This window comes from Microbacterium sp., from assembly GCF_041641055.1.
Taxonomy (GTDB): Bacteria; Actinomycetota; Actinomycetes; order Actinomycetales; family Microbacteriaceae; genus Microbacterium.
This window is the reverse complement of record NZ_JBEPZB010000028.1, coordinates 694-23944: the sequence shown is the minus strand read 5'-3', so window position 1 is coordinate 23944 and position 23251 is coordinate 694. Positions and strand designations below refer to the sequence as shown.

The window sequence follows — 23251 nt, the reverse complement described above, 5'->3', positions numbered from 1 at the left end:
CCCCTGCCCATCGGAGGATCAGTTCGAATCGCCGCCCGTCGTGCGCGCGCGCATCCGTCCGGTCTGGTGCGCCCAGATGGCGATCTCGACGCGGTTGCGGGCGCCGAGCTTGGTCATGAGGCTCGCGACGTGCGTCTTCACCGTGCTGACGGTGATGAAGAGCTCGTTCGCGATCTCGCCGTTGCTCAGACCCCGCGCGACGGTCGCGAGCACCTGCTCCTCCCGCTCGGTGAGCGGCTCGACCGGCTGCGGAGGCGGTGCTGCTGGGCGATCCCCGGCGAAGGCTTCGAGCAGCCGCACCGTGACATTGGGCGCGATCAGCGCCTCGCCGGTCGCGGCGGCGCGGATCGCCTGGGCCAGCAGCTCGGGTCCGGCGTCCTTGAGCAGAAATCCCTTGGCGCCGGCCCGCAGAGCCGCGAAGACGTACTCGTCGAGATCGAAGGTGGTGATGACGACGACGGCCATCGGGTCGTCCACCCCGGGACCTGCGAGGGCGCGGGTCGCCTCGATGCCGTCGAGGCCGGGCATGCGGATGTCGAACAGGCAGACGTCCGGTCGCAGACTGCGGGCGAGCGCCACCGCCTGACTTCCGTCGACGGCCTGCCCCACGACGTCGATGTCGGGTTGCGCGTCGACGATCATGCTCAGCCCCGTGCGCACGAGCTCCTGATCGTCGGCGATGAGCACGCGGATGGTCACAGTGCCCATCCAACACGAGGGAGGACAGCGGTGACAGCCCATCCGCCACCGGGCATGGGACCTGCCTGGCAGGTGCCGCCGAGCAGGGCAGCGCGCTCCATCATCCCGATGATGCCGAATCCGGGCGTCGGCGACGCGGCGAGGTCTCCGTCGTTCGTCACGCTCACCCGTACCCCGCCGTCGTCCGCCACCACGAGAACATCGACACGGCTGACCTGGCGAGCATGTCGGAGGGCGTTGGTCACGGACTCCTGTGCGAGACGGAAGACCGCCGCAGCCACCGGTGGCGGGATGCTGGTGTCGTCACCCTCGACCGTCACGGCGACCGTCGTGCCGCCGGGCCTCGTTCCGGCGAGCTGCTCGATGTCGCCCAGCCGTGGGCTCGGTGCGAGCTCGGCTGTATCGTCCTGGCGCAGCACTCGCACCATCGACCGGAGTTCGCTCAGTGTCCTGGCTGCCTCCGTTTCGATGACGCGGAGCGCATCCTCCGCGGCACGCGGATCTCGCGGCGCCAGGGCGAGCCCCGCCTGAGCGCGGATCGCGATCGCCGAGACGTGATGGGCGACCGTGTCGTGCAGGTCGCGCGCGAGGTGCTCGCGTTCGCGAATCCGGATGCGCTCGAGGCCGCGATGGCGGGAAGCCGCCCGGAACCGGAACGTGATGCCGAGCAGCACCACCGAGACGAGCAGTCCGAAACCGCCGATGAGGTCTTCGAGGCCTCCGCCGCGCACGAACGTGAGGCCGAGACTCGCTGCCAGAGCAGCTGACCCGAGCACGAGGTTGCGTCCCGATCCCCAGCGGAACAGCGCGTAGACGTTCACCATGACGAAAAGGCTCGTGTAGAGGGTCGAGTCCGGCAGGAGAAGCGTGAACGGCACCATCGCGAGCACGAGCATCGCGAGCGGCAGGATGCGGCGCCACAGCACGGTGGGCAGCGCAGCGAGCAGTGCGATCACCGCGAGCAGTGGCTGCGGCAGCTCCGCTGATCGGAGGACGCCCTCGACGACCGCCAGCACGGCGACGAGGGCCACGAGAGCCCAATCCCGCCAGACCCGACGTGGCGGTGGGGGAACGGCGCTCGGCGCCCTCCACGCGGAACGCAGGAGCCCGGTCACCTCGTCAGGATACAAGCGCACCCCCGCCGGGCACGCCGCGCTTCCGCCCGCCCGACCGTCTCCGGCTCGAGCGTCTCCGGATCAGCAGCTCCGCCACGGCGCTGTTGATCACGAAGGCCACCGCGACGAGCCAGGCCTCGCCGAACGCGTCGACCTCACCGAGGGGGATCGTCCACAGCGCGAAGACGAGCGCCTGCGTGCCGCCGGAGACGGCGATGGCGAAGGCCCTGGTCATCCATGCGCCGTGCGCGGCGAAGTCGCGGCGTCTGATGGCGATGATCCCGCGCGCGAGGAACACCGTCATCGCCACGGCGAAGACGAGACGGATCATCGCCAGCGCGAGCGCATCGGGGTGGCCGCCGAAGAAGACCGCGAGCCACGTGGCAGACAGGGCGGCGAGGATGCCGACCGGGATCAGCACACGGCCGGCGGCCCGGTGCCATCGGCGTGCGCGCAGTGCCGGAGAGAACTGAAAGGCCCCGAGGAGACAGAACACGGTCATCGCCACGATGTGCACGACCAATGCCACCGTCGACGGCAGAGGCAGCATGCCTCTGGGCTCGGCGCCCAGTTCCGTCAGGCGGAACACGCCGCCGAGTACGGGAAGCGCGGCGAGGAGCAGCAGGCCGGTGATGGCCGGCCATCCGCTCTTCGGCCGCCGACGCTGTTCGTTCTGCCCGGCAGTCGGCGGAACGGCGTTCATCTGTGTGTGCGACATGTCTCGATGCTGGCGTCAGCGGGCGCGGACGACATCGGTCCTGCGCATGGACTCGAAGCCGTACTTTCGGCCGATGGGATCCTGAGCTGTCGACCGATGACGCGCATCCCCGAGGTCGGGAGCATCGAATCATGAGAACCGACACGACTATGACCGCGGCCGTCTACCGTCGCTTCGGCGCCCCCGAGGTGGTCCGCCTCGAGCAACGCGCCATCCCTACGCCGAGACCCGGGGAGGTGCTGATCCGAGTGCACGCGAGCACGGTGAGCGTCGCCGACCACCGGGCCCGCGCTCGGGATGTCCCCGCCGGGCTCGGGCTGCTCGCCGCGGTCGGGCTCGGTGTCTTCCGGCCCCGTCGGCCCATTCTCGGGATGGATGCCGCGGGCGTCGTCGCTGCGGTCGGCTCGGACGTCACCGCCTTCACCCCGGGAGACCGCGTCATCGCGGCGATGGGTGGAGCGTTCGGAGGGCACGCCGAGTACGTGTGCGTGCCCGCCGACGGTGCGATCACCCGCGCTCCGAGCAACATGTCGCTCGACGTGGCGGTGACCCTGGTGTTCGGCGGTATCACGGCGATGGGCTTCTTCGCGCAGGTGTCGATCGGACCCGGCACCTCGGTGCTCGTCAACGGAGCATCCGGCGCGGTCGGGACCGCCGCCGTCCAGCTCGCGAGTCAGCTCGGCGCCGAGGTCACAGCCGTCACCAGCGGCGGCAATGCCACGCTGGTCTCGTCACTCGGCGCGGCCCGAGTCATCGACTACACCCGAGAGGACTTCACCGCGGGAGGCGACTCGTACGATGTGATCGTCGACTGCGTCGGCAACGCACCGTTCGGCCGCGTCGAAGGATCGATCTCCCCCGGCGGAGCACTCCTGCTGGTCGTCGGCGACCTGCGGGCCATGCTGCGCAGCCGCGGCCAGAGCCGTCGTTCCGGCAAGCTCGTCACCTGGAACGTCGGCACGCCGAGTGCAGAGCACCTCGCGCATCTCGTCAGCCTTGCGGAGTCCGGCGGCTTCCGGGCCGTCATCGACCGCTCCTTCGATCTGGTTGACATCGTCGAAGCGCACCGCTTCGTCGACACCGGGCGCAAGCGCGGCAGCGTCGTGCTGCGCGTCGCATCATCCGAAGAGGATGCTGGTCGGCACTGAAGAATGTGGAGGGGCTGACGGGAATCGAACCCGCGCTATCTGCTTGGGAAGCAGAAGTTCTACCATTGAACTACAGCCCCGAACCTGCATCCGAGGAGCAGGTGATCGCAAGCCTACCCGTCGGATCCGTCACGTCCAAAGTGTCGCGGGCGTGCGGCAACTAGGCTGGTGCCGTGCTTCTCAGCGACCGCGACATCAGAGCAGAACTCGCATCCGGCCACATCGGCCTGGAACCGCACGAGCCGGAGATGATCCAGCCGTCGAGCATCGACGTGCGCCTGGACCGCTACTTCCGCCTCTTCGACAACCACAAGTATCCGTTCATCGACCCGTCGGTCGATCAGCCGGAGCTCACCCGTCTCATCGAAGTTGACCCCGAGGAGCCGTTCATCCTGCACCCGGGGGAGTTCGCGCTCGGCGCGACCTTCGAGCAGGTGACGCTGTCGGATGACATCGCCGCACGGCTCGAGGGCAAGTCGTCGCTCGGCCGACTCGGCCTGATCACTCACTCGACCGCCGGATTCATCGATCCCGGATTCACCGGCCACGTCACGCTGGAGCTCGCGAACGTCGCCACGCTGCCGATCAAGCTCTGGCCGGGGATGAAGATCGGTCAGCTCTGCTTCTTCCGGCTCACGTCGCCGGCGGAGAACCCCTACGGCTCCGGCCCGTACGGCAACCGCTACCAGGGGCAGCGCGGTCCGACGGCATCCCGCTCGTTCCAGAACTTCCACCGAACGAACGTCGGCACGACCGACGTCGGAGCCCTAGGAGGCTGACATGAGCGGCGACAGCACCGACCCGCAGAACCCGGAGATCCCGTCCGCGGATGCTGTCATCCCGCCGCCTCCTCCGGAGTCGTCTGTTCCGGATGCGGTGATTCCGCCGCCTCCTCCGGAGTCGTCTGTTCCGGATGCGGTCATTCCGCCGCCTCCCGCCGAGGCGATGCTCCCCGCGACGCGCCGTTCCCGTCCGAAGCCCGCGATCCTGACCGGCGATCAGCCCGCCCCCGTCGCCGACGACTGGGCCCAGCCGTCCGTGGCGCCCGAGGTGCCGACCTCCGGCGGATACCGCGCACTGTCGGTGGTGATCTTCGGATTCCTCGTGCTGCTGCTCGCGGCGGCGATCGCCGGGGCCGTCTACCTCGGCACGACGACGTCGTTCGCATCCGCGGCCTCTACCGACGCGATCGCGGTGCTCGCCTCCCTGCGGCATGGGTGATCTCCGCTACGACCCTGAGGTCGACGCGGCCTACCTGACCGTCGGTGGCCCGATCGCCGATGGCGCGGTCGCGCAGACGCTCCCGATCGCGCTCCCGGCTGATGCCCGGGGAGAGCTGTTCCTCGACCTCGATGCCGACGGGCGGCTGCTCGGAATCGAGATCCTCGGAGCATCCCTGATCCTCCGGCCGGAGGCGATCGGCTGACGCTGTGCCGCTCTGTTGCGGCGCGCCGCCCTGGTGCCGACCTCCGGAAAAATGCTAGACACGCAGGCATGACCGACTATGCGCAGGAGCATCGACTGGGACGCATCGACGTCGTCGAACTCGACGACACCGCGGCGCTGAGCAGGGATGTCCCGCTCGACGTCGAGGCGGTGCAGGAGGCGTGGCCCGACTTCGAGGGTGGATTCGACTCGCTGCAGGGGCGACGGATGATGGGCCTCGTGTTCGGCGGAAGCGATGTCTATCGGTTGACGTCGGTGCGTCTGGACCGGGATGCCGAGAATCCGCTCGGTCTCGATGAGACGACGATCCCCGGCGGCCCGTATCTGCGGCTGCGGCTTCGCGGCGAGGCGCCCGAGATCTACGGGCAGATCTCGTCCGCGTTCGACGCCCTGTTCGCGCTGGCCGACCACGATGCCGCGCGACCGCACATCGAGTACTACCGTCGCGAGGGGGAGGTCGACTGTCTCGTCCCGGTGGTGCGCTCGCACGGCTGACGTTCGGGCCGCAGGGGCGGCGTGGGCGGAGGCTCCGGGACGGCCGGAGCTCCCGGGGCCCGGGGGTGGCCGGGGCTTCGCGGCGGCCGAGGCTCGCGGCGGACGAGGCTCCGCTCCACCTTCTGAAAACAGGAGGACACCCCCAGTTCAGGACGAAATGCGGCAGATCGTCCTGAACTCGGGCTGTACTCCTGTGCTCCGCTGGAGAACCCCCGCGGATCCGCCGCTGGCCGCATCAACGGCATCCGCCGCATCCGCCGCTCCGCTCGCCTGACGCTCCGCTCGACAACAGGAGGACCGTCCCAGATCAGGACTAAATGTGGCGGATCGTCCTGATCTCGGGCTGTTCTCCTGCGCTCGACTGTCGCGTCTCCGCCGCATCCGCCATCCGCCGCATCCGCTGCATCCACCGTCCGCCGCATCCGCCGCATCCGCCGTTGGCCGCATCCGCCGTCCGCCGCATCCCCCGAAGGTGACGTCCGGGCCTCACATCCTTTTCGACGCCCAGACATACGCCGGGACTGCGACGGCCACCACGACGACATGCATGACCATGAGTCCGATGACGGCGCTCACGTTCGTCCCGGGGATGAAGCGGAACGCGAGCAGCAGAATGTCGGGGATGAACGACGCCACGGTCACGATCGGCACGAGCGCCGACAGGGTGCGGCGCGGGTCACGGACGCGCCGGCGCACGAGCGACCAGCCGACCCAGCCGACCACGATGCCCAGAGTCGTGAACAGCGTGTAGGCGGGGAAGGTCAGTGGCCCGTAGTTCGCCGGAGCGCCGGTGGCGACGGCGATGAGCGCGACGACGGAGTTCACTGCGACGGCGACGACGACCGCAACGGTGAGGATGACGACTGTGCGCAGCCGAGGTCGGGTGATACTCCGATCGGCGCGGGCGGTGGTGGTGACCATGGCAACTCCTTGCGGTTGACGACTCGATCCGGTACTGAGTGGTACCGGATATAACGGTACTGCTCGATCCCGGAATGTACAATGGGTCGGATGAGTGAAGATGCGATGGCCAAGCCGACGGGGCGTCCTCGCGACCCCGGCGTCGAGGCGTCGATCCTCGCGGCGGTGCAGGATCTGCTCATCGAGAGCGGCTACTCGGGCACGACCATCGGCGCCGTGGCAGACCGCGCCCGCTGCGGAAGATCCGCCATCTACCGCCGGTGGGAGACCAAGGCGGAGCTCGTCGTCGCGGCCGTCGGCGCACTGCAGATCGCGGCTGACGTCCCCGACACGGGCACCCTCAGAGGGGACCTCCTCGAAGCGGCCATGCACTTCGCGAGGGCGGATGACCGGACAGCGCTCGTGCTCGCCAGCATCCTGAGCGAGATCGGGCGCGACGAGGAGTTGCGCGACGTCGCGTACCGAGTGGTCGGCGGGCCGCCGGTCGCCGCACTCACGGCAGTGATCGAGCGGTGGATCGAGCGGGACGAGGTGCGTGCGGACGCTCCGGTCGCCCTGATCGCCGGCCTCGTGCCGACCGCAGCGTTCGGCAGCGTCAGCCTGCGCCGCCGCGCGCTCGAACCGGATGCCGTCGTGCAGCTGGTCGACGAGGTCGTGCTGCCCGCACTGCGTTAGGCGCTGCCCCGCTTCGCTGTTGCCCCCATGCCGCGGTGCTCCGCTGCGCTGTTGCCCCCCCGAGAACAGGAGGGCCGTCTGAGATCAGGACGGAATGCGGGAAATGGTCCTGATCCCGGGCTGTCGTCCTGCGTTCGGACGACGGGGATGGGGCGTCTGAGAAAGGGATGCCTGAGGTCTGGCTCGCTGAGAACAGGAGGACCGTCCGAGATCAGGACGGAATGCGGCGAATGGTCCTGACCTGGGGCCGTCGTCCTGCGCTCGGCGGGGTCGGTGTCAGGGTGCGGGGCGGTTCCGGCGTTCCGAGTTGCAACGGCGCGGATGGCGCGGACGGCGCGGGTACAGGAACGCCCCGGTCGCCGAAGCGAACGGGGCGTCCTGGTGCAGCGGATGCCGGGATGCGGATGCCGGGATGCGGATACGTCAGGCGTCGCGACCACGCGAGAACCCGGCGTCGAAGCCGCGCTCATAGGCGTGCTGAGCCGCTCGCGCGACACGGTGCTCGCCGCGACCCGAGTGGGCGGGGTGCCCGTGGCCGTGGCCGCGGCCGAAGTCACGGTCGTGACCGCGGCCGTGACCGTGCTCGTGGTTGAGGTCACGGTCGTGACCCGGACGTTCGGCGTGCTCGTGCCCCTGCGGGGCGGAGAAGCGGTCGTGTCCCGGGTGGCCCCGGTGCCCGCATCCGTGCTCGTCGGAGGAGCCGTGAGCGAAGTGGTCCGGTCCGAAACCACGGTGGAAGCCGCGAGGACCGAACCCCGGACCGAAGCCCGGACCGAAGCCCGGACCGAACCCAGGCCCGAACCCGCGCCGACCGAAGCCGCGGCGACGTCCGCGTCCGCGGGGGAGAGGGGTCTCCTCATCCCATCCGAACGAGCGGGCGATCTGCTCGAGCGTCGCGAGCGTGGTCTCGAAGTCGTCGGGGGAGACGGCGTCGGAGACCTGGGCGCGGATGCCGTCGACGATGCCGCCGAGGCGTTCCTTGGCGGCGCGGCCTTCGTCGGTGAGCGTCCAGGTGTCGCCGTCTGCGACGACCCATCCGCGCTCGACGAGCCCGTGCACCTTGTGTGCCGTCAGGGGGCGGCGAGCCGCCACGGTCCCGTCGATGATGTTGAGGAGTCGCCAGTCGCGGCGGCTCGCGCCCTCTCGGTCGAAGGCCGAGTCGAATTCGGCGGCCATGAGCCGGTCGACCGCCTTCAGCCAGTAGCCGAAGGGGCGAGGAGTGCTGTCTGTGTTCTGAGTGTCAGAGGTGTTCATGGTGAAGTCCTTGGATGTCATAGAGCATGTGCTTGTCACAATGCATGTATATGTAGTGTGACATGTGTATCTGATCCATGTCAAGTCGCATGTAAAATCGAATCGTGAGCAGCGCAGAGAACGACCCCGCCGAGGCCATCGCCCTCGCACTGTCCCGTCTCCGAGGACGGCGGCCCGGCGGTCGGGGCCCCCGGGGCATGGGTGGTCCGCACGGATGGCACGGCGGGCCGCATTCCGATCACGGTGAGCAGATCGCGCACGGGAACGGGAGCGAGCAGGGTGCGCACGGAAACGCGCACGGGGATGCACACGGGCATCGACGCCCTGGCGGACCGGGTGTGCCGCCGTGGGTGGCAGACCCGTCCGGACGATTCGGCGGACCGGCGCGGATGCGGATGCTGGAGGCGCTCGCCGCGGCATCCGCTCCGCTGAGCGTCAGCGATCTGGGTGCCGCTATCGGAGTCGATCAGCCCCGGGCATCGAGGCTGGTGCAGCAGGGTGTCGCCCACGGCTTCGTCCGTCGCGAGGCCGACCCTGATGATGCGCGACGCACGCGCATCGCGCTGACCGACGATGGGCGGAAGATCGCTCGCGGCATGCGGGGCGAGCGGAGGGAGGCGCTGAACACGGCACTCGCGGCCTTCACCGACGAGGAGCGTGCGCAGCTCGCGCATCTGCTGAACAAGCTCGCCGACAACTGGGAGCAGTGACGCGCCTCAGGAGGATGTGCCGAAGTCGAGGGACGCCTCATCGTCGACGGACAGTGAGAGCACCACGGTCTCGACGACGGGATGCTGTTCGATCTGCTGCTCGATCGCGCGCAGACTCCTCGCGACATCGTGCTCACGGGCGTCACCCGTCAAGTCGACCTCCGCCACGATGAACAGCCGATTCGGACCGACGTACTCGATGTGCAGATATGTCACCCGCTGGATCTGCTCCGACGACAGCAGTGCCCTTCCGACCCGGTCGCGCAGCGAGGGCGACGCGTTGGACCCGACGAGGAAGGCGATGTTGCGTCCGATCAGGATGATCGCGACGACGCCCAGCAGGATCCCCACGAGGATCGAGCCCACCGCATCCCAGGCTGCGACCCCGGTGATCTGGTGCAGCGCGATCGCACCCGCGGCGATCCCGAGCCCGATGAGCGCCGCCATGTCCTCGAAGAACACCGCGCGCAGGGTGGTGTCGCTGGTCTCCAGCACGTAGTCCCAGGTCGACGAGCCGCGTTCCCTTGCCAGCCGTCGCGACTTCACCATCGCCTGCGTGAACGAGGCCCCCTCGAGCACGAACGCGATGCCGAGCACCGTGTACGCCACGCCCGGACTCTCCACCGGCCCCGTGTCCGACAGCTCCTGCACGCCATGCATGATCGACACGATCGAGCCGGCGGTGAAGATCCCGAACGCGGCGATCAGCGACCACACGAACGCCGAGCGGCCGTACCCGAGCGGGTGCCGCGCATCCTTGGTCCGTGCCCCGCGACGGTCGGCGATGAGGAGGAACACCTCGTTGCCGGCATCCGCCCACGAATGCGCGGCCTCGGCCACCATCGACGCCGACGAGGTGATGACGGCCGCCACCGTCTTGGCGAGGGCGACCAGGATGTTGGCGAGGAAGGCGATGACGACGGTCACGAGGTCAGGGTACTCCCGCTACGGAAGGTGCTTCATATCGCGGGTGAGGGCGAAACTCTTGACCATAGGTCAGAAGTCACCGATCATCGACTCCGACGGGTCATGCAGTCGCAGATAAGAGTCGGAAGGAGACGATATGTCTACAAATGGGGTCTTCATCAGTTCGTGGAGAAGACGAACTGCTGGCGCACTGATCACGCTCGCGCTGACCGTCGCAGGGGTGTTCGGCGTGGCGGGTGCTGCCGCGGCCGCACCGAGCGACTGCGGTGTGGGCTACCACTGCACCTACTCCGGCTACAACTACGGCAACGACGCGTGGCAGCAGCCGTCCACGCACAAGTTCCTGCACTGCGTCGACGAAATGTACATCGGATGGAGGTCATACATGAACGTCGCCTCCTCCGCATTCAACGACGGCCGTTTACAGACGTCGTACCTCTACGCGGGGGCGAAGAAGACCGGCAAGTGGATCTCCTTCGGCGTGGGGAAGGGAACCGCGAATCTCGGAACTCGCGACTTCAACGACACAGCTGCCTCCGGCTACTTCAGTTCCACGCTCGGGAGCTCGGGGTCCGCTCTGTGCCGGTGATCGACGGAGCCGGGCGCGGCCGCTCCTTCGGCGCCGTCATGATGGCTGCAGTCGCCGTCACCTCGCTTGCCGGCTGCACGGGAGCCGACGCTGCGGGGGAGTCAGGGCTCAAGGACCAGGATGCCTGGAAGATGCCGCTCGATGAGTTCTACGTGTACTCGGTGGAGCTGGACAACTATGCGGAGCAACTGCTGACCTCGAAATGCCTGGAGCAGCGGGGCTACGAGTGGCCGGTCCCGTGGCAGAACACGGACTATCCGCAACCGAAGGATTTCAACCGGGTCGGGATCCGGCTGTTCACGCTCGAACTCGCGACGGAGTACGGGTATCAGTTCGCTCCACCCGCCGATGTGGAGAGCGCAAGGCTCTGGGTAGAATTCATCGAGACCGCGGAAGCGTACTTCCCCGATTCGGAGCTCGACGAGGAGCTCGTGAACTGTCGAGACGAGATCCGTGCGGTCGATGAGGATTCGAACCAGAGCTTCGACGGGGTCAACGAGATCATGGGTCTGGCGCTGCAGGCGGATCAGGTGGCATTGCAGAGTCCCGCGGTCATGGAGGCGACGGAGAGGTGGCGGGAGTGCCTGCAGCCCCAGGTCGACTTCACGCTGCCGGAAGAGCCCCGAACAGAGATGCCTCCGCACGGGGCCGACGCTGACTGGGTGTCCGTGGATGGGCATCCGTCGGTGGACGAGATCGCCGTGGCTGTCGCCGACGCGGAATGTCGGGAGTCGAGCGGACTCAGCGCTGCGGCGTACGAGACGGAGTGGGAAGAGCAGCGCAAGCTCGTCGACCTGAACCGAGACAAGCTGGAGCGCATCCGCGACGATGCACAGGACCGGAAGGCGTACCTGCTCACCATCGTGGCCGATAACGCGCCGCCGGCACCATGACACTCCGCCCCCATCTCCCGCGCACCCGGTGGCGTGTCATCGCCGCCGGGGTCTCCCTCGTGTCAGTCCTCGCCGGCGGATTCTGGTTCGCGACGCAGTTCCAGTCAGTTGCACAGCAGGAGGCGGACGCGAAGGCACCGCCGCCAGGTCCCGTCTTCGCCGATGTGGCCCGGGGCTCTTTGGTGAGCGGCGTCGATTTCGTGGGACAGCTCGGGCCCTCGACGCAGAGCTCGGTGACGATACCTCCGACTCCGGATGCCGCGCTGTCCGTGGTCACGGGGCATGCGCTCGAGACGGGCGCTGAAGTGTCGACCGGTCGCCTGCTCACCGAGGTCAACGGACGCCCCGTTTTCGGCCTGCACTCGGCCTTCGCGTTCTATCGAGACATGGGCATCGGGGACAGCGGGCCGGATGTGAAGGCGCTGCAGGAGGCGCTTGCGGCGCGTGGCTATCCGGTCGAGCCTGACGGGCTCTTCGGTGTCGTGACGGCAGACGCTGTGGAACGCTGGTACGGCGATGCCGGATACGGTGCCCCCACACGAGGCGCGCCGGATGTCCGGAGAAGCGCCGCTGACGCCGCGGTCGATGAGGGGAGCGACCCCGGTGACGCAGCGAGCGAATCGCTGGAGACAGGGTATGTCCCCACGTCCGAGATCCTGGCGATACCGACGGCGTCCGCGGCGGTGATCCAGGGTCTGCGGATCGGCCAGCTGGTGGGAACTGCGGGAACGCCGGATCTGGTACTGGGATCAGCCGACGTCGTGGTCACCATCACGGTGCCGAGCACGGATGTCGGGCACGTGGCGACCGGCGATGTCGCCACCGTGTTCGTCGACGGTGCGGAGGTCGAGGCGGTCGTCGGCGAGATGCGTGCGGTCGAGCAGGGGGAGGTGGCGCACGACCCGGCCGCGATCGGCGATCGCGAAGACGCCGTTCCACTCGGGAGCAGCGAGTCGGCCGTGTCCTTCTCGGTCATCCCGTCGGAAGCGCTCCCGATCACGACGGGGCGGGCGCAGGTCACCGTGACCCAGGAGGTCGTCGCGGCGGATGCGCTGATCGTTCCCGTCCTCGCGGTCTCCGACCGCGGCAGCGACAAGAACGTCGTGACGAAGCGGCAGGCCGACGGGACGCTCCTCGAGGTCCCGGTCGCCGTGCTCGGCACGGTGCACGGCGAGGTCGCCGTCGAGCCGCTCAAGAGGGGCACGCTCGACGACGGCGACCGCGTCCGAGTCGGCTGACGTGGCGCTGATCGAGGTACGCGGTGCCCGCAGAACGTATTCGGCCCCACGTCGTCCGGACGTCGAGGCGCTGCGGGGGATCGACCTCGACATCGAGTCGGGGGAGTTCGTTGCAGTCGTCGGGCCCTCCGGCGGGGGCAAGAGCACGCTTCTCAACATCCTGGGGCTGCTCGACGACCTGACCGAGGGCACCTACCTCCTCGAGGGCGAGGAGATCCTGGCGAGCGACGGGCGTCGCGCGTCGCGGGTCCGTGCCCGAACGATCGGGTTCGTATTCCAGGCCTTCCATCTGCTCGAGGCGCGACCGGCCGTCGACAGCGTCGAGCTGAGCCTCCTGTACCAGGGCGTCCCGCGAGTCGTCAGGGAACAGAAGGCCCTCGATGCGATCGCGACGGTCGGTCTCGGCGAGAGCGCGCAGCAGAGCACGTCGACGCTCTCCGGTGGGCAGCGTCAGCGCATCGCCATCGCTCGCGCGATCGCGTCCGATTCGACGCTGATCCTCGCGGACGAGCCGACCGGCAACCTGGACTCCGTCGCCGCGGCGAGGATCCTGGACGAGCTGGAACGCATGAATCAGGACGGTGCGACGGTCATCGTCGTGACTCATTCACCGGAAGTGGCGGCGCGTGCGCGACGGGTTATCCGGATCGCGGACGGACGGCTCACATCCGACGTGACGTCGTCGGCAGCGCACCCCCGGAGGGCTGAGACCTCGCGAGGGAACCGTGACCGGCCGGCGTGGGCCGGAAGGCGCATCCGGGGCACCGACCTCCTGCGTGATGCGTGGGCCTCCGTGATGTCCAGGCGGGCCCAGACGATCGGCCAGGGACTGGCCGTCGCGATCGCCGTCGCACTGACCATCACCACCCTGGGGTTGTCCGCATCCGCCGAGGCGCAGGTAGCGGCCACGTTCGACGCGCATCTCAATCGCGAGGTCTCAGCGACCTGGTCGACGGCGGTGAGGAACTCGCCCCCGCTCGACGCCGTGCCCGAGCGAGTCGAGGCGCTGAGCGGGGTCGAGGCGGCCGCGGTCGTCGTCAGCCTCTCGGTCAGCACGGTAGCGACGTTCGCGGAGGCCCGACAGATCCGTCCCCACGTCGTCATAGGCGACATCGCGCAGGCCGCTCGACTCTCGGTCGACGAGGCGCCAGGTCATCACGGAGCGCTTCGCGCGGGAGAGGCGTACGTCGGGGACCTGCTCGCGCACGACCTGCGGCTCAGCAGCATCGCCGCGGCCCCGACCATCACGATCGACGGCCGGTCCTACGTCGTCGCGGGTATCGTCACCGAGTCGTCCCGCCTGCCGCTGCTCCGTGGCGAGGTGATGCTCGGGCCGCGCGACGACCTCACCTCGAACGGCCCGATCGATGTGACGATGCTGGCCGTGACGACCGCGGGTGCCGCGCAGCAGGTCGCCCGGCAGCTGCCTGCTGCGGTGAATCCCTTCCAGGCCGAACAGATCGCCGTCGTCGCTCCGACCGACTCCACCGAGCTCCGCGGACAGATCGAGCAGGGCGTGCGGGCTACGCTCACAGCCTTCACGGTGCTCGCTTTGATCGTGGCCATCGCCGCTCTTATGAACGCGACGCTGTTGTCGGTCAATGCGCGGCGGGGCGAGATCGGCATGCGGAAGGCTCTCGGAGCCCGTGATCGACAGGTCGGGGCGCTCATCACGGTCGAATCCGCCTACATCGGCGTCGTCGGAGGGGCTGCCGGGCTGGGCCTCGGCATGGCGGCGATCCTTGCCGTGACCGTGAGTCAGCGGTGGGCGCCCGTCTTCGACGTCGTCCTGCTTCCCCTTGCCATCTCCGTCGGACTGCTCGTCGGCGCGGGCGGCGGAGGGCTCGCGGCGATCCGCGCGGCACGTCTGCGCCCCGCCGAGAATCTGCGGAGTTGAGCTGTGGGCCTCAGACGCGTCGCGTCGCCTTCACCGGAAGCAGCAGCAGGAAGCCGGCGATCAGCACGAGCACGATGCCCAGGATGCCGAAGGCCGTCGACTGGGTGAGCACGATCAGGAGGGTCCAGGCCCCCGATGACATCCAGCTGGCCGCCCGCCCCGTCGTGGCGTACAGCCCGAAGATCTCGCCCTCTCGCCCCGCGGGTGTGATGCGGGCGAGGAACGAGCGCGACGCCGCCTGGGCCGGGCCGACGAAGGCGCACAGCAGCAGCCCGCCGATCCAGAACACGATCGTGCCCCCGTCGACCAGGAAGAACACGGCGAGACCTGCGACGACCATCGCGGCGAGCGAGACGAGGATGATGCGCTTCGGACCGAAGCGGTCGTCGAAGCGGCCGGCGATGATCGTTGACACTCCGGCGATGAGGTTCGCCGCGATACCGAAGATCACCAGGTCGAGGAAGGCGAAGTCGAACACCTGGCCGGCGATGATCGCGCCGAACGCGAAGACCCCGCCGAGGCCGTCGCGGAACACGGCACTGGAGAGGAGGAACCAGAACGTCTGGCGGGTGTCGGGGTTGCGGTAGAGGCCCACGACGTCCGTGACGAGCAGGCGGTAGGACGCGAAGAAGCCGACCTTGCGCTCCGGGCGGCCGAGCGAGGGCTCCGGCACGGCGAGGAAGATCGGGATGGAGAACACGATCGCCCAGATCGCGCAGCCGACCGCGATGAGACGGAACGGCAGGCCGCTGTCCTCGGGGAGCCCGAACCAGTCGAACGTGTAGAAGATGACGACGAGGACCAGGGCGAGGATGCCGCCGATGTAGCCGAACCCCCAGCCCAGGCCCGAGATGCGTCCGACGGTCTTGGGGTTGGCGATGCCGATCAGCATGGCGTTGGAGTTCACCGCGGCGATCTCCCCGAACACGGACCCTGCGGAGATCAGTGCCACACCGAGCCAGAACAGCGTCGGTGTCGGCTCGACGAACCACAGTCCCAGCATGCACACGACCAGCGCACCCGTGCCGATCCCCAGCCAGAGCTTCTGGCGACCCGCGGCATCCGCCCGCTGTCCGAGCACGGGCGCGATCAGCAGGATCGCGATGCCGGCGATCGTCGACCCCATCCCGAGTCCCGACGCGAGGTCAGCCTCGGCGGCTTCGCGGATCGGGTCCTTCGGGTCCAGTCCCGCGATCGAGGCCGGCAGGAACGCCTCCGTCGTCAGATACAGGGCGGTGAAGATGAAGGTGAGGATGACGGTGTTGAAGGGCTGCGTCGCCCAGTCCCACAGCGCCCAGGCATAGACCTGCTTCTTGGGCGCCGGCGTCTCGCCCCGCAGGTCGAGACCGACCACGCCGACCGCGCCGCTGTTGGCCGTCGCCACGGGCTCCGGCACTTCGCCGCTCTGGGGATTTTCGCTCATGCTCGCAGTCTGGTGGCGCGCAGTGAACGGACGGTGACGGCACGCCGCACCCGGTGTGCGACCGCACAGCGCCTCGTCGACCTGCTGACCGCGGCTCTGCGGCTCGGCTGAAGCCCGGCTCTCGCTCCACGACTCCGGAGATCCACCGGGCTCGTACCCGATTCGGCCGCGCTGCGGCACTGCGCTCGCCGATCTCCGGAGTTGTGGAGCGGCGGAGTTGTGGAGCGGCGGAGTTGTGGAGCAGCGGAGTTGTGGAGCGGCGGAGTTGTGGAGCAGATGCGTTGTGCAGCCGCGACTCAGGCGTACGACGCGGCGATCAGCTCGGCGAAGAGCTCCTCGGCGTCGCAGTCGACCCGGCGGCGGGTGAACCAGTCGCAGATGTTGACGCAGTCGCGGTGCAGGAGGTCGAGCCCCTGCGGATTCGCGATGATGTCGACGATCTGCGGCAGGTCGATCACCCGCACCCGTCCGTCATGCACGAGCAGGTTGTACGCGGACAGGTCGCCGTGTGCGAAGCCGGCCGCGGCGAAGGTGCGCATCAGGTCGACGACCTGGCCGTAGAACCCGCTCAGCTCGGCGCGGTCGGAGCGCACTGCCGCCAGTCGGGGCGCCGCGACGCCCGTCTCGTCGCCGATGAACTCCATCAGCAGCTCGGTGCCGTCGACCTGCACCGGGTACGGCACCGGTGCGCCGAGCTCCCACATCCGGCTCAGCGCATCGAACTCGGCGAACGACCATTGCAGGGCGGCGACCGCCCGGCCGTGGCCGGACTTCTTGGCGAGCGCGCGGGTGTCGCGGGTGTTCCTCGTGCTCCGCCCCTCTGTGTAGACGCCTGAGCGGTGGAAGCTGCTGTGGTCGGAACTGCGATAGCGCTTCGCCGCGAGCAGGGTGCGCTGTTCCGGATCGTCGGGGACGGCTCGCTCGAGCAGGAAGACGTCCGCCTCCTTGCCGGTCTTGAGGATGCCGAGCTCGGTGTCGAGTGCGCCCGCGCTCGTCACCACCCATGCGGGGCGGGGCAGCGGTCCGCGCTCCGACGGGGTGACCGCCGGCCAGGTCGTCCAGCGCTGGTGCTCACCGGGCTCGACGTCGGCGAAGGTCGGGACGACCTCGAAAGGGGACGCGTCGAAGGAGAGAGAAGGGGATGCTTCGGAAGAAGCGAAGAGATCAGACACGGTGTGGCTCCGGGAGAGGGAGGCCACGCGCGGATCAGGAGCGGGCGGCCTCGAGAGGAAGGATGTCGGCGAGAGGCGCGACAGAGACGGTGTTCATGTCTTCTGCTCCTCTCGCTCGGCCTTCCGGGAGAACCCCGGTGCGTCGTCGAGCCTAGGGCGCGGGAGCGGATGCTGTCCAGACCCGATCCGGACGAATGGTCGGATGCGGGGGACGCCCCGTCGGGTGCGCGGTGCGCGGGACTGCCACTGTGGAGGGATGACCACGACCGCGCCCGTTCCCGTGACGATCGACCGCACCGACCGCATCCGCTACGGCGGACTCATCGTGCTGATGCTGATGGGATTCCTGCTCGTCACTGCCGAGTTCCTCCCCAACGGCGTGCTCACCGAGATGGCGGACGCCCTCGGGGTCACCCCGGGCCAGGCGGGGCAGACGGTCACGGTCACCGCACTGGTCGGACTCGTCGTCGCTCCCACGGTCGGTCTGATCTTCCCGAGGCTCGACCGCCGCTCGCTCCTCGTCTGGATGGCGCTCGCCGCCGCCGCGTCGAACCTGATCGTCGCGATCGCGCCGAATCTGCTCATCGTGCTGCTCGCCCGATTCCTGCTGGGTGCGGCGATCAGCGCGTTCTGGGCCATGTCGATCACGGTCGCGGTGCGGCTCGCCGGTCCCGAGCATCTCGGGCGCGGGGTCATGTTCACCTCTGCCGGGGTCTCGCTCGCCACGGTCGCCGGAGTGCCACTCGGGGTGATGCTCAGCGAGGTCGTGGACTGGCAGACGGTGTTCGCGATCGCCGGAGTGCTCATGGTGCTCCTCGCCGTCGCGCTGCGGTTCGCGCTGCCGTCCGTGCCGGCCGAGCAGGCATCGAGCATCCGCCTCCTCGTCGACACGCTGCGTCGGCCGGGCATCGCGATCGGGATGGTCGGCCACGTGCTCGTGGTGCTCGGTCACTTCCTCGCCTAGACGTACGTCCGACTCGCGCTCGAGCGCATCCCGGAGGTCGACGCGTCGACGATCATCGTCCTCCTCGCGCTCTTCGGGGTCGGCGGTCTCGCGGGCAACCTCGGACTCGGATTCGTGATCGACCGCACGTTCGCGTTCTTCGCCGTGTTCGCTCCGCTCGTGATCGCGGTGTCGGTGCTGGCGATGATCTTCCTGTCCGGGTCGATCTTCGGCGTCGGTGCCGTCGTGCTCGTGTGGGGCTTCTTCTTCTCGTCGTGGCTGCTCGTCGCCAACACCTGGGTCGGACACCGCATGCCCGATCGCCTCGAGGCCGGCGGCAGCCTCGTCGTCGTGGGGTTCCAGGGCGCGATCACGCTCGCCGCGGGCTTCGGCGGTCTGCTGGTCGACACCCTCAGCGTGGAGTTCGTGTACGTCCTGGGGGCGGCGGCGCTGCTGGTCGGAGCGGTGCTCTTCGGCATCTCGAACCGCCGGAGCACCGCGGCCGCGCTGCTCGCCTGAGCTCGCGGCTCGTGTGAGCCGCTCTCGTCCGACCCACCCCGGGCACAGCTTCGGATCCGGCATCCGACACCCTGTTGAGTCAGCCCACCAGGCGGCGTGTCGGGCCCGCGGTCCGAAGCTGTGCCCGGGTCCCACACCGGACGGAGCAGGGGCAGGGCGGGGAGCAGGGGCAGGAGCTAGGCGGGGACGGCGGTGAGCTGCGCGGCGCGCCAGGTCGACGGGGTCATCCCGGTGCGGCGGCGGAACGCGCGGCTGAACCCCTCGTCCGAGGCGTAGCCCAACACGCGCGACGTCTCGCTGACCGAGCGGCCTCCCGCGAGCATCCGCTTCGCCGCATCGACGCGCACCTCGGTGACGTAGTCGGCAGGCGAGCGGCCGATCGCACTGCGGAAGCGCTCCGCGAAGATCGAGCGCGACATCGCCCCGATGCTCGCCAGGCGTTCGACGGTCCAGTCGCGTCCCGGCTCCTCGTGGATGGCCTCGACGACGCGGTCGAGGAAGGGGTCCTTCGACACGGAAGGCCAGCCGGCGGGGGCGCAGCCGTTCGCCGCCCACGCCCGGATGACACTGAGCAGCACGGTCTGCGCCATCATGCGGCAGATCACGGGGTCGCCCTGGCGCACCGGGCACGACGGCGGACCGGCCGGACCCATGCTTCCGGCCAGCGCGGCCGCAGCGGGCTCCAGGGCGTCGAAGGACATGACCGTGATCGGATCGGGAAGGAGCGCGGTGAGCTGGGACGCGCTGGCGGAGAGCTCCAGATCGACCACCACGAGGTCGGCGTCCGCCTCGGCCTCCAGAGCGATCGGCGCGCGCCCCAGTGTGAGGAACGCGTCTCCGGAGACGAGAGCCGCGCTCAGCGGGCGGTCGTCGACGGCGACGAGCTGAGCGGCGCGGTCGACGTCGAGACGGCATCCGGTGGTCAGCGGCGGGTGTCCGCTCAGCGCTCCGCTCGCGATGTACACGAGAGTGGCGGATCCCGAGGGGATCGGCAGCAGGTCGCCGGCGGTCAGGGCGACGCGCCTCGCGATGCCGACGCGCAGCTCGACGGAGTCGAGCACCTGCCCGAGCGCTGCGGAATCGACGGTCACCATGCCTTCGGCAACACCCGGGGAGTCATAGCTATTCCGGATACGCTGAACGGACCCCCACCCGAGGAGTCCCGTGTTCCGCACACCCGACCGCCTGTTCCGAGTCCTCGCGATCGCCGAGGCGATCACCTGGACGATCCTCATCGCGGCGATCATCGCCCGTGCCGTCGGCGCCCCCGGCGTCGTCGTGACGGTGGGCGGCGGCATCCACGGGTTCGTCTTCCTCGCGTACGGGGCGACCGCGGTGCTCGTCGCCCTCAACCAGCGCTGGCATCCGGGGGTCGCGATCCTGGCGGTCGTGAGCGCCGTGATCCCCTATGCGACCATCCCGATGGAGATCTGGCTGCACCGCACGGGGCGTCTGGCCGGCGACTGGCGGCTGGAGCAGACGGCCGACCCCCGCGACGCGCGCTGGTACGACCGGCTGATGCGCTGGTTCCTCCGCCGGCCGTGGGTGCTCGCGATCCTGCTCGCGGGCGGCATCGTCGCTCTCTACGTGATCCTGCTGCTCGTCGGACCGCCCGGGGGCAAGTGACCGCGACCCGAAGGCGGGCGGTCACTCCACGACGACGGCGTTCTTGTCGACGACCTCGGCCAGGGTGGCGACGACGTCTCCGCCGGTGCAGTCGACGATGACGTAGAGGCCGACGCCCGTCGCGGTGAACGCCCTCGCGGCGATGCTCCACTTCCGCTCCCCGGCGACGCCGTCGAGCTGCCGGTTCTCGACGTCGGCATTGCCGCCGATCTGATAGCTGAACGTGCCGGTGGTGGCGGACGGGGTGATCTCGGTGGCGTCGGCTTCGCCGAGGATGACGGCGAGCATCGCGTCGGAGCTCGCGGCGTCATCGCCGGGGACCGTCGGGACATCCGGGATGAGTCCCTGCCAGAACTGCGCGGTGCAGGTGTCGTCCACCGTGCCGTACGTCCAGCCACCCTCCCCGTCGTCCGGTTTCACGACCTTCCAGCCGTCGTCGGCGATGAGTCCGTCGCCCCACTGGATGTAGGCCGTCGACGGCAGGTCCGCTCCCTCGTCGAAGGACAGCGCGGCGGGCAGATCGCCGGAGGGCTCGTCCGTCGGCTCGGCCGGCGGAGACGGATCGGGTCCGTCGCCGTCCGGGACGTTCACCGGGATCTGCGCGTACAGGCATCCGCTCAGCGGCAGCATGGCCAGGGCGACCACCGAGACGGCGGCGAGACGGGCCAGGGGCGAGACCTGCGAGATGCGCGTCATGCCGGTCAGCCTAGTCCGCGGGGGTGGCGCGCACCTCTCCGACAGCCACGACCTCTCCGGCCGCGACCCCGACCACGTCTCCCACCCCCACGACGTCTCCGACCACCACGACAGCGGGGGAGCGCACATGGCGGGATGCGGCCAGGTGCGCGATGGTGCCGAGCGTGCCGACGGTGATGCGCTGTCGGGGCCCGAACCCGTCTTCGATGATCGCCACCGGGCAGTCGTCGCCCCGGCCGCCGGACGCCAGCACGTGCGCGGAGTGGGCGAGCGTGCCCACTCCCATGAGCAGCACGACGGTGTGGTCGCGGCCCCCGGGCAGGTCGCCGATCTGGTCGTGGGCGCTGGCGACCGTGAACGTCTCTGCGACGCCGCGCTGGGTGAGCGGGATGCCGGCGATCGCCGGCACGGCCACCGCGCTGGTGACGCCGGGGATCACCTCGACCGGGACGCCTGCCGCTTCGCAGTGCAGCTGCTCCTCGCGTCCGCGTCCGAATACGAAGGGGTCGCCGCCCTTGAGCCTGACGACGTGGCGTCCCTCGCGGGCGAGCGTCACCAGGAGCTCGTTGATGCCGTCCTGCGGCACCGGGTGGTGGCCGGGCAGCTTGCCGACGTCGAAGATCTCCCCCAGTCGCACTCCCTCGGCGGCGAGCTGGCTGAGCACGGCCCGCGCGCCGAGGCGGTCGGCGACGATCGCATCCGCGGTCTCGATGGCACGCAATCCGCGCACGGTGAGCAGGCCCGCATCGCCGGGGCCCGCGCCGACGAGCGTCACCCTCCCGGTGGCAGCCTCTCGACCGCGCGCGGTCATGGCCGTCCGGCTCCCGCGAGCAGCAGAGCAGCGGCGTCCTCGTAGCGCTCGACGACGAGGTCGATCAGCGGCTGCGGCACCGTGACGCCGTCGAGCAGCGGCGGGGTGAGCGGCGCACCGGACGCCTGGCGCACCGTGAGATCGAAGAAGTAGCCGCGGGCGAGGAGGTACGTCGAGACGACGGCGTCCGGATGCGCGGCGAGCGCAGCGGGGAGGTCCGGCTGTCGCGCAGCCAGGTAGGCGAGCTCGACGGGGGCAGCGATCCGGTCGGCGAGCAGCGCCGCCATCGCCTCCGCATCCTCGAGGGAGGCGGGATCGCGGGAGCCGGCGACCGCGAGGACGACCGGGCGCCGGGCAGTCGCAACGGAGGCGGCGAGGTGGTCGGCGAGCACCGAGGCCAGGCGCGGGTCGGGGCCGAGGGCGGCGCTCACGACCGCATCCGCCTTCTTCGCCGCCATGCCGTGGAGGTCGTGATGCACGTGGAAGCCGCGAGACAGCAGCAGGGGGACGATGACCACGGGGCCGTCGATGGTGGGCAGCAGATCAGCCGCATCCGGCTGCTGCACGTCGACGAAGGCGCTGCGCACCTCGACCTCGGGCAGGGCGGCGGCCACGGCGCTGACCAGGTCGGCGATCGCGCGGGCTCCTTCCGTGTCCGATGTGCCGTGCGACACGGCGAGAAGGGTGGGGTGACGCATGCCGGGACTCTAAGGGAGTCGTGTGACGGAGATGTTTCGAGGACCTGCGAGCAAAGTTGAGCCTTCTCGTATCAAGTTTGTTTGACAGCGTTCCGAGGTCGGAGTACAGTTGAGTCATCGCGACTCAGGTTTCCCTGATCGCCCCGGGTTTTCAGACCACATCAACCTCAGCAACAAAGGAGAATCACATGGCACGTGCTGTTGGAATCGACCTCGGTACGACGAACTCCGTCGTCAGCGTCCTCGAGGGTGGCGAGCCGAAGGTCATCGCCAATGCCGAGGGCTTCCGCACCACCCCTTCGGTGGTCGCATTCACCAAGGACGGCGAGGTGCTCGTCGGCGAGACCGCGAAGCGCCAGGCCGTCACGAACGTCGACCGCACCATCGCATCCGTCAAGCGTCACATGGGCACCGACTGGACGTTCGACGTCGACGGCAAGAAGTGGACGCCGCAGGAGATCTCCGCGCGCATCCTCCAGAAGCTCAAGCGCGACGCCGAGTCCTACCTGGGTGACACGGTGACGGATGCCGTCATCACCGTCCCCGCGTACTTCAACGACGCCGAGCGTCAGGCCACCAAGGAGGCCGGTGAGATCGCGGGCCTCAACGTCCTGCGCATCATCAACGAGCCGACCGCC

At 69.3% G+C, this 23251-nt stretch carries 27 protein-coding genes and 1 tRNA gene; 15 read left to right on the top strand and 13 right to left on the bottom strand.

Annotated elements, in window-relative coordinates:
- Positions 1-18: 18 nt before the first annotated feature.
- From ACESK8_RS14735 to ACESK8_RS14725, 3 genes are read right to left on the bottom strand one after another with little or no spacing between them, the layout of a single operon-like run.
- Positions 19-699 (bottom strand): response regulator, encoded by a 681-nt coding sequence (locus ACESK8_RS14735; protein WP_372969296.1) that lies wholly within the window; start codon positions 697-699, stop codon positions 19-21.
- Positions 696-1814, bottom strand: a complete 1119-nt coding sequence (locus ACESK8_RS14730) for a sensor histidine kinase (RefSeq protein ID WP_372969295.1) — start codon at positions 1812-1814, stop codon at positions 696-698. Before ACESK8_RS14730 ends, ACESK8_RS14735 begins: the two co-directional genes overlap by 4 nt.
- A gap of 4 nt (positions 1815-1818) precedes the next feature.
- Entirely contained in the window at positions 1819-2532 is a 714-nt protein-coding gene (locus tag ACESK8_RS14725) for a DUF2306 domain-containing protein (protein WP_372969294.1), read from the bottom strand.
- A 131-nt stretch (positions 2533-2663) separates the two neighbouring features.
- On the opposite strand from ACESK8_RS14725, the gene ACESK8_RS14720 reads away from it, so the two are divergent.
- The gene (locus ACESK8_RS14720) at positions 2664-3680 is read left to right on the top strand and encodes an NAD(P)-dependent alcohol dehydrogenase (RefSeq protein ID WP_372969293.1); all 1017 of its coding nucleotides are present in this window, start codon (positions 2664-2666) and stop codon (positions 3678-3680) included.
- Between the two features lie 6 nt (positions 3681-3686).
- Here ACESK8_RS14720 and ACESK8_RS14715 read toward each other — a convergent pair.
- Positions 3687-3760: transfer RNA gene (locus tag ACESK8_RS14715), tRNA-Gly, on the bottom strand.
- A gap of 93 nt (positions 3761-3853) precedes the next feature.
- On the opposite strand from ACESK8_RS14715, the gene dcd reads away from it, so the two are divergent.
- From dcd to ACESK8_RS14695, 4 genes are all read left to right on the top strand, one after another.
- Entirely contained in the window at positions 3854-4459 is a 606-nt protein-coding gene (gene dcd / locus ACESK8_RS14710) for a dCTP deaminase (protein ID WP_060927152.1), read from the top strand.
- Position 4460: 1 nt separating this feature from the next.
- A complete protein-coding gene (locus ACESK8_RS14705) occupies positions 4461-4901 on the top strand; it encodes a hypothetical protein (protein ID WP_372969292.1) in 441 nt (146 codons plus the stop codon).
- A complete protein-coding gene (locus ACESK8_RS14700; RefSeq protein WP_060928474.1) occupies positions 4894-5106 on the top strand; it encodes a DUF2283 domain-containing protein in 213 nt (70 codons plus the stop codon). Before ACESK8_RS14705 ends, ACESK8_RS14700 begins: the two co-directional genes overlap by 8 nt.
- Positions 5107-5174: 68 nt before the next feature.
- Complete coding sequence (locus ACESK8_RS14695; RefSeq protein WP_060928475.1) at positions 5175-5621, top strand: GyrI-like domain-containing protein; 447 nt, start codon at positions 5175-5177, stop codon at positions 5619-5621.
- A 486-nt stretch (positions 5622-6107) separates the two neighbouring features.
- Here the strand turns inward: ACESK8_RS14695 and ACESK8_RS14690 are convergent, their stop codons facing one another.
- Positions 6108-6542, bottom strand: coding sequence for a DUF6069 family protein (locus tag ACESK8_RS14690; RefSeq protein WP_372969291.1), 435 nt, complete (start codon positions 6540-6542; stop codon positions 6108-6110).
- Between the two features lie 90 nt (positions 6543-6632).
- Between ACESK8_RS14690 and ACESK8_RS14685 the strand changes: the two genes are divergently transcribed.
- The gene (locus ACESK8_RS14685) at positions 6633-7217 is read left to right on the top strand and encodes a TetR/AcrR family transcriptional regulator (RefSeq protein WP_372969290.1); all 585 of its coding nucleotides are present in this window, start codon (positions 6633-6635) and stop codon (positions 7215-7217) included.
- 423 nt (positions 7218-7640) lie between these two features.
- On the opposite strand, the gene ACESK8_RS14680 is transcribed toward ACESK8_RS14685, so the two are convergent.
- Positions 7641-8471, bottom strand: a complete 831-nt coding sequence (locus ACESK8_RS14680; RefSeq protein WP_372969289.1) for a MarR family winged helix-turn-helix transcriptional regulator — start codon at positions 8469-8471, stop codon at positions 7641-7643.
- A gap of 104 nt (positions 8472-8575) precedes the next feature.
- On the opposite strand from ACESK8_RS14680, the gene ACESK8_RS14675 reads away from it, so the two are divergent.
- Positions 8576-9181, top strand: coding sequence for a MarR family winged helix-turn-helix transcriptional regulator (locus ACESK8_RS14675; protein ID WP_372969288.1), 606 nt, complete (start codon positions 8576-8578; stop codon positions 9179-9181).
- 6 nt (positions 9182-9187) lie between these two features.
- Here the strand turns inward: ACESK8_RS14675 and ACESK8_RS14670 are convergent, their stop codons facing one another.
- Positions 9188-10108, bottom strand: a complete 921-nt coding sequence (locus ACESK8_RS14670) for a cation diffusion facilitator family transporter (protein ID WP_372969287.1) — start codon at positions 10106-10108, stop codon at positions 9188-9190.
- A 136-nt stretch (positions 10109-10244) separates the two neighbouring features.
- Here ACESK8_RS14670 and ACESK8_RS14665 point away from each other — a divergent pair, with 136 nt between their 5' ends.
- Genes ACESK8_RS14665 through ACESK8_RS14650 form a run of 4 tightly spaced genes read left to right on the top strand, consistent with a single transcriptional unit; the run spans position 10245 to position 14725 of the window.
- Entirely contained in the window at positions 10245-10697 is a 453-nt protein-coding gene (locus tag ACESK8_RS14665; RefSeq protein ID WP_372969286.1) for a hypothetical protein, read from the top strand.
- Positions 10698-10735: 38 nt separating this feature from the next.
- Entirely contained in the window at positions 10736-11590 is an 855-nt protein-coding gene (locus ACESK8_RS14660) for a hypothetical protein (protein ID WP_372969285.1), read from the top strand.
- Positions 11587-12828, top strand: a complete 1242-nt coding sequence (locus ACESK8_RS14655) for a peptidoglycan-binding protein (protein WP_372969284.1) — start codon at positions 11587-11589, stop codon at positions 12826-12828. The genes ACESK8_RS14660 and ACESK8_RS14655 overlap by 4 nt, the downstream gene beginning before the upstream one ends.
- Before the next feature lies 1 nt (position 12829).
- Entirely contained in the window at positions 12830-14725 is a 1896-nt protein-coding gene (locus ACESK8_RS14650) for an ATP-binding cassette domain-containing protein (RefSeq protein ID WP_372969283.1), read from the top strand.
- Positions 14726-14735: 10 nt separating this feature from the next.
- Here the strand turns inward: ACESK8_RS14650 and ACESK8_RS14645 are convergent, their stop codons facing one another.
- Positions 14736-16148 (bottom strand): MFS transporter, encoded by a 1413-nt coding sequence (locus ACESK8_RS14645; RefSeq protein ID WP_372969282.1) that lies wholly within the window; start codon positions 16146-16148, stop codon positions 14736-14738.
- 296 nt (positions 16149-16444) lie between these two features.
- On the bottom strand, positions 16445-17320 hold the full coding sequence (locus ACESK8_RS14640) for a serine protein kinase RIO (protein WP_372969281.1): 876 nt from the start codon (positions 17318-17320) through the stop codon (positions 16445-16447).
- Between the two features lie 256 nt (positions 17321-17576).
- On the opposite strand from ACESK8_RS14640, the gene ACESK8_RS14635 reads away from it, so the two are divergent.
- Together ACESK8_RS14635 and ACESK8_RS14630 are read left to right on the top strand one after the other, a co-directional pair.
- A complete protein-coding gene (locus ACESK8_RS14635) occupies positions 17577-18284 on the top strand; it encodes an MFS transporter (protein ID WP_372969280.1) in 708 nt (235 codons plus the stop codon).
- A gap of 114 nt (positions 18285-18398) precedes the next feature.
- A complete protein-coding gene (locus ACESK8_RS14630) occupies positions 18399-18782 on the top strand; it encodes a hypothetical protein (RefSeq protein ID WP_372969279.1) in 384 nt (127 codons plus the stop codon).
- Positions 18783-18958: 176 nt separating this feature from the next.
- Here the strand turns inward: ACESK8_RS14630 and ACESK8_RS14625 are convergent, their stop codons facing one another.
- Complete coding sequence (locus ACESK8_RS14625; RefSeq protein ID WP_372969278.1) at positions 18959-19876, bottom strand: helix-turn-helix transcriptional regulator; 918 nt, start codon at positions 19874-19876, stop codon at positions 18959-18961.
- Between the two features lie 70 nt (positions 19877-19946).
- On the opposite strand from ACESK8_RS14625, the gene ACESK8_RS14620 reads away from it, so the two are divergent.
- Positions 19947-20408 (top strand): DUF3817 domain-containing protein, encoded by a 462-nt coding sequence (locus tag ACESK8_RS14620; protein ID WP_372969277.1) that lies wholly within the window; start codon positions 19947-19949, stop codon positions 20406-20408.
- 21 nt (positions 20409-20429) lie between these two features.
- Here the strand turns inward: ACESK8_RS14620 and ACESK8_RS14615 are convergent, their stop codons facing one another.
- The 3 genes from ACESK8_RS14615 to ACESK8_RS14605 are packed head-to-tail and all read right to left on the bottom strand — an operon-like array spanning position 20430 to position 22613.
- The gene (locus tag ACESK8_RS14615; protein WP_372969276.1) at positions 20430-21104 is read right to left on the bottom strand and encodes a hypothetical protein; all 675 of its coding nucleotides are present in this window, start codon (positions 21102-21104) and stop codon (positions 20430-20432) included.
- A gap of 10 nt (positions 21105-21114) precedes the next feature.
- Entirely contained in the window at positions 21115-21915 is an 801-nt protein-coding gene (gene cobA / locus ACESK8_RS14610; protein WP_372969275.1) for a uroporphyrinogen-III C-methyltransferase, read from the bottom strand.
- Positions 21912-22613, bottom strand: coding sequence for a sirohydrochlorin chelatase (locus ACESK8_RS14605; RefSeq protein WP_372969274.1), 702 nt, complete (start codon positions 22611-22613; stop codon positions 21912-21914). Before ACESK8_RS14605 ends, cobA begins: the two co-directional genes overlap by 4 nt.
- A gap of 188 nt (positions 22614-22801) precedes the next feature.
- On the opposite strand from ACESK8_RS14605, the gene ACESK8_RS14600 reads away from it, so the two are divergent.
- A partial coding sequence (locus ACESK8_RS14600; RefSeq protein WP_372969273.1) for an Hsp70 family protein occupies positions 22802-23251 on the top strand: 450 nt, incomplete at its 3' end.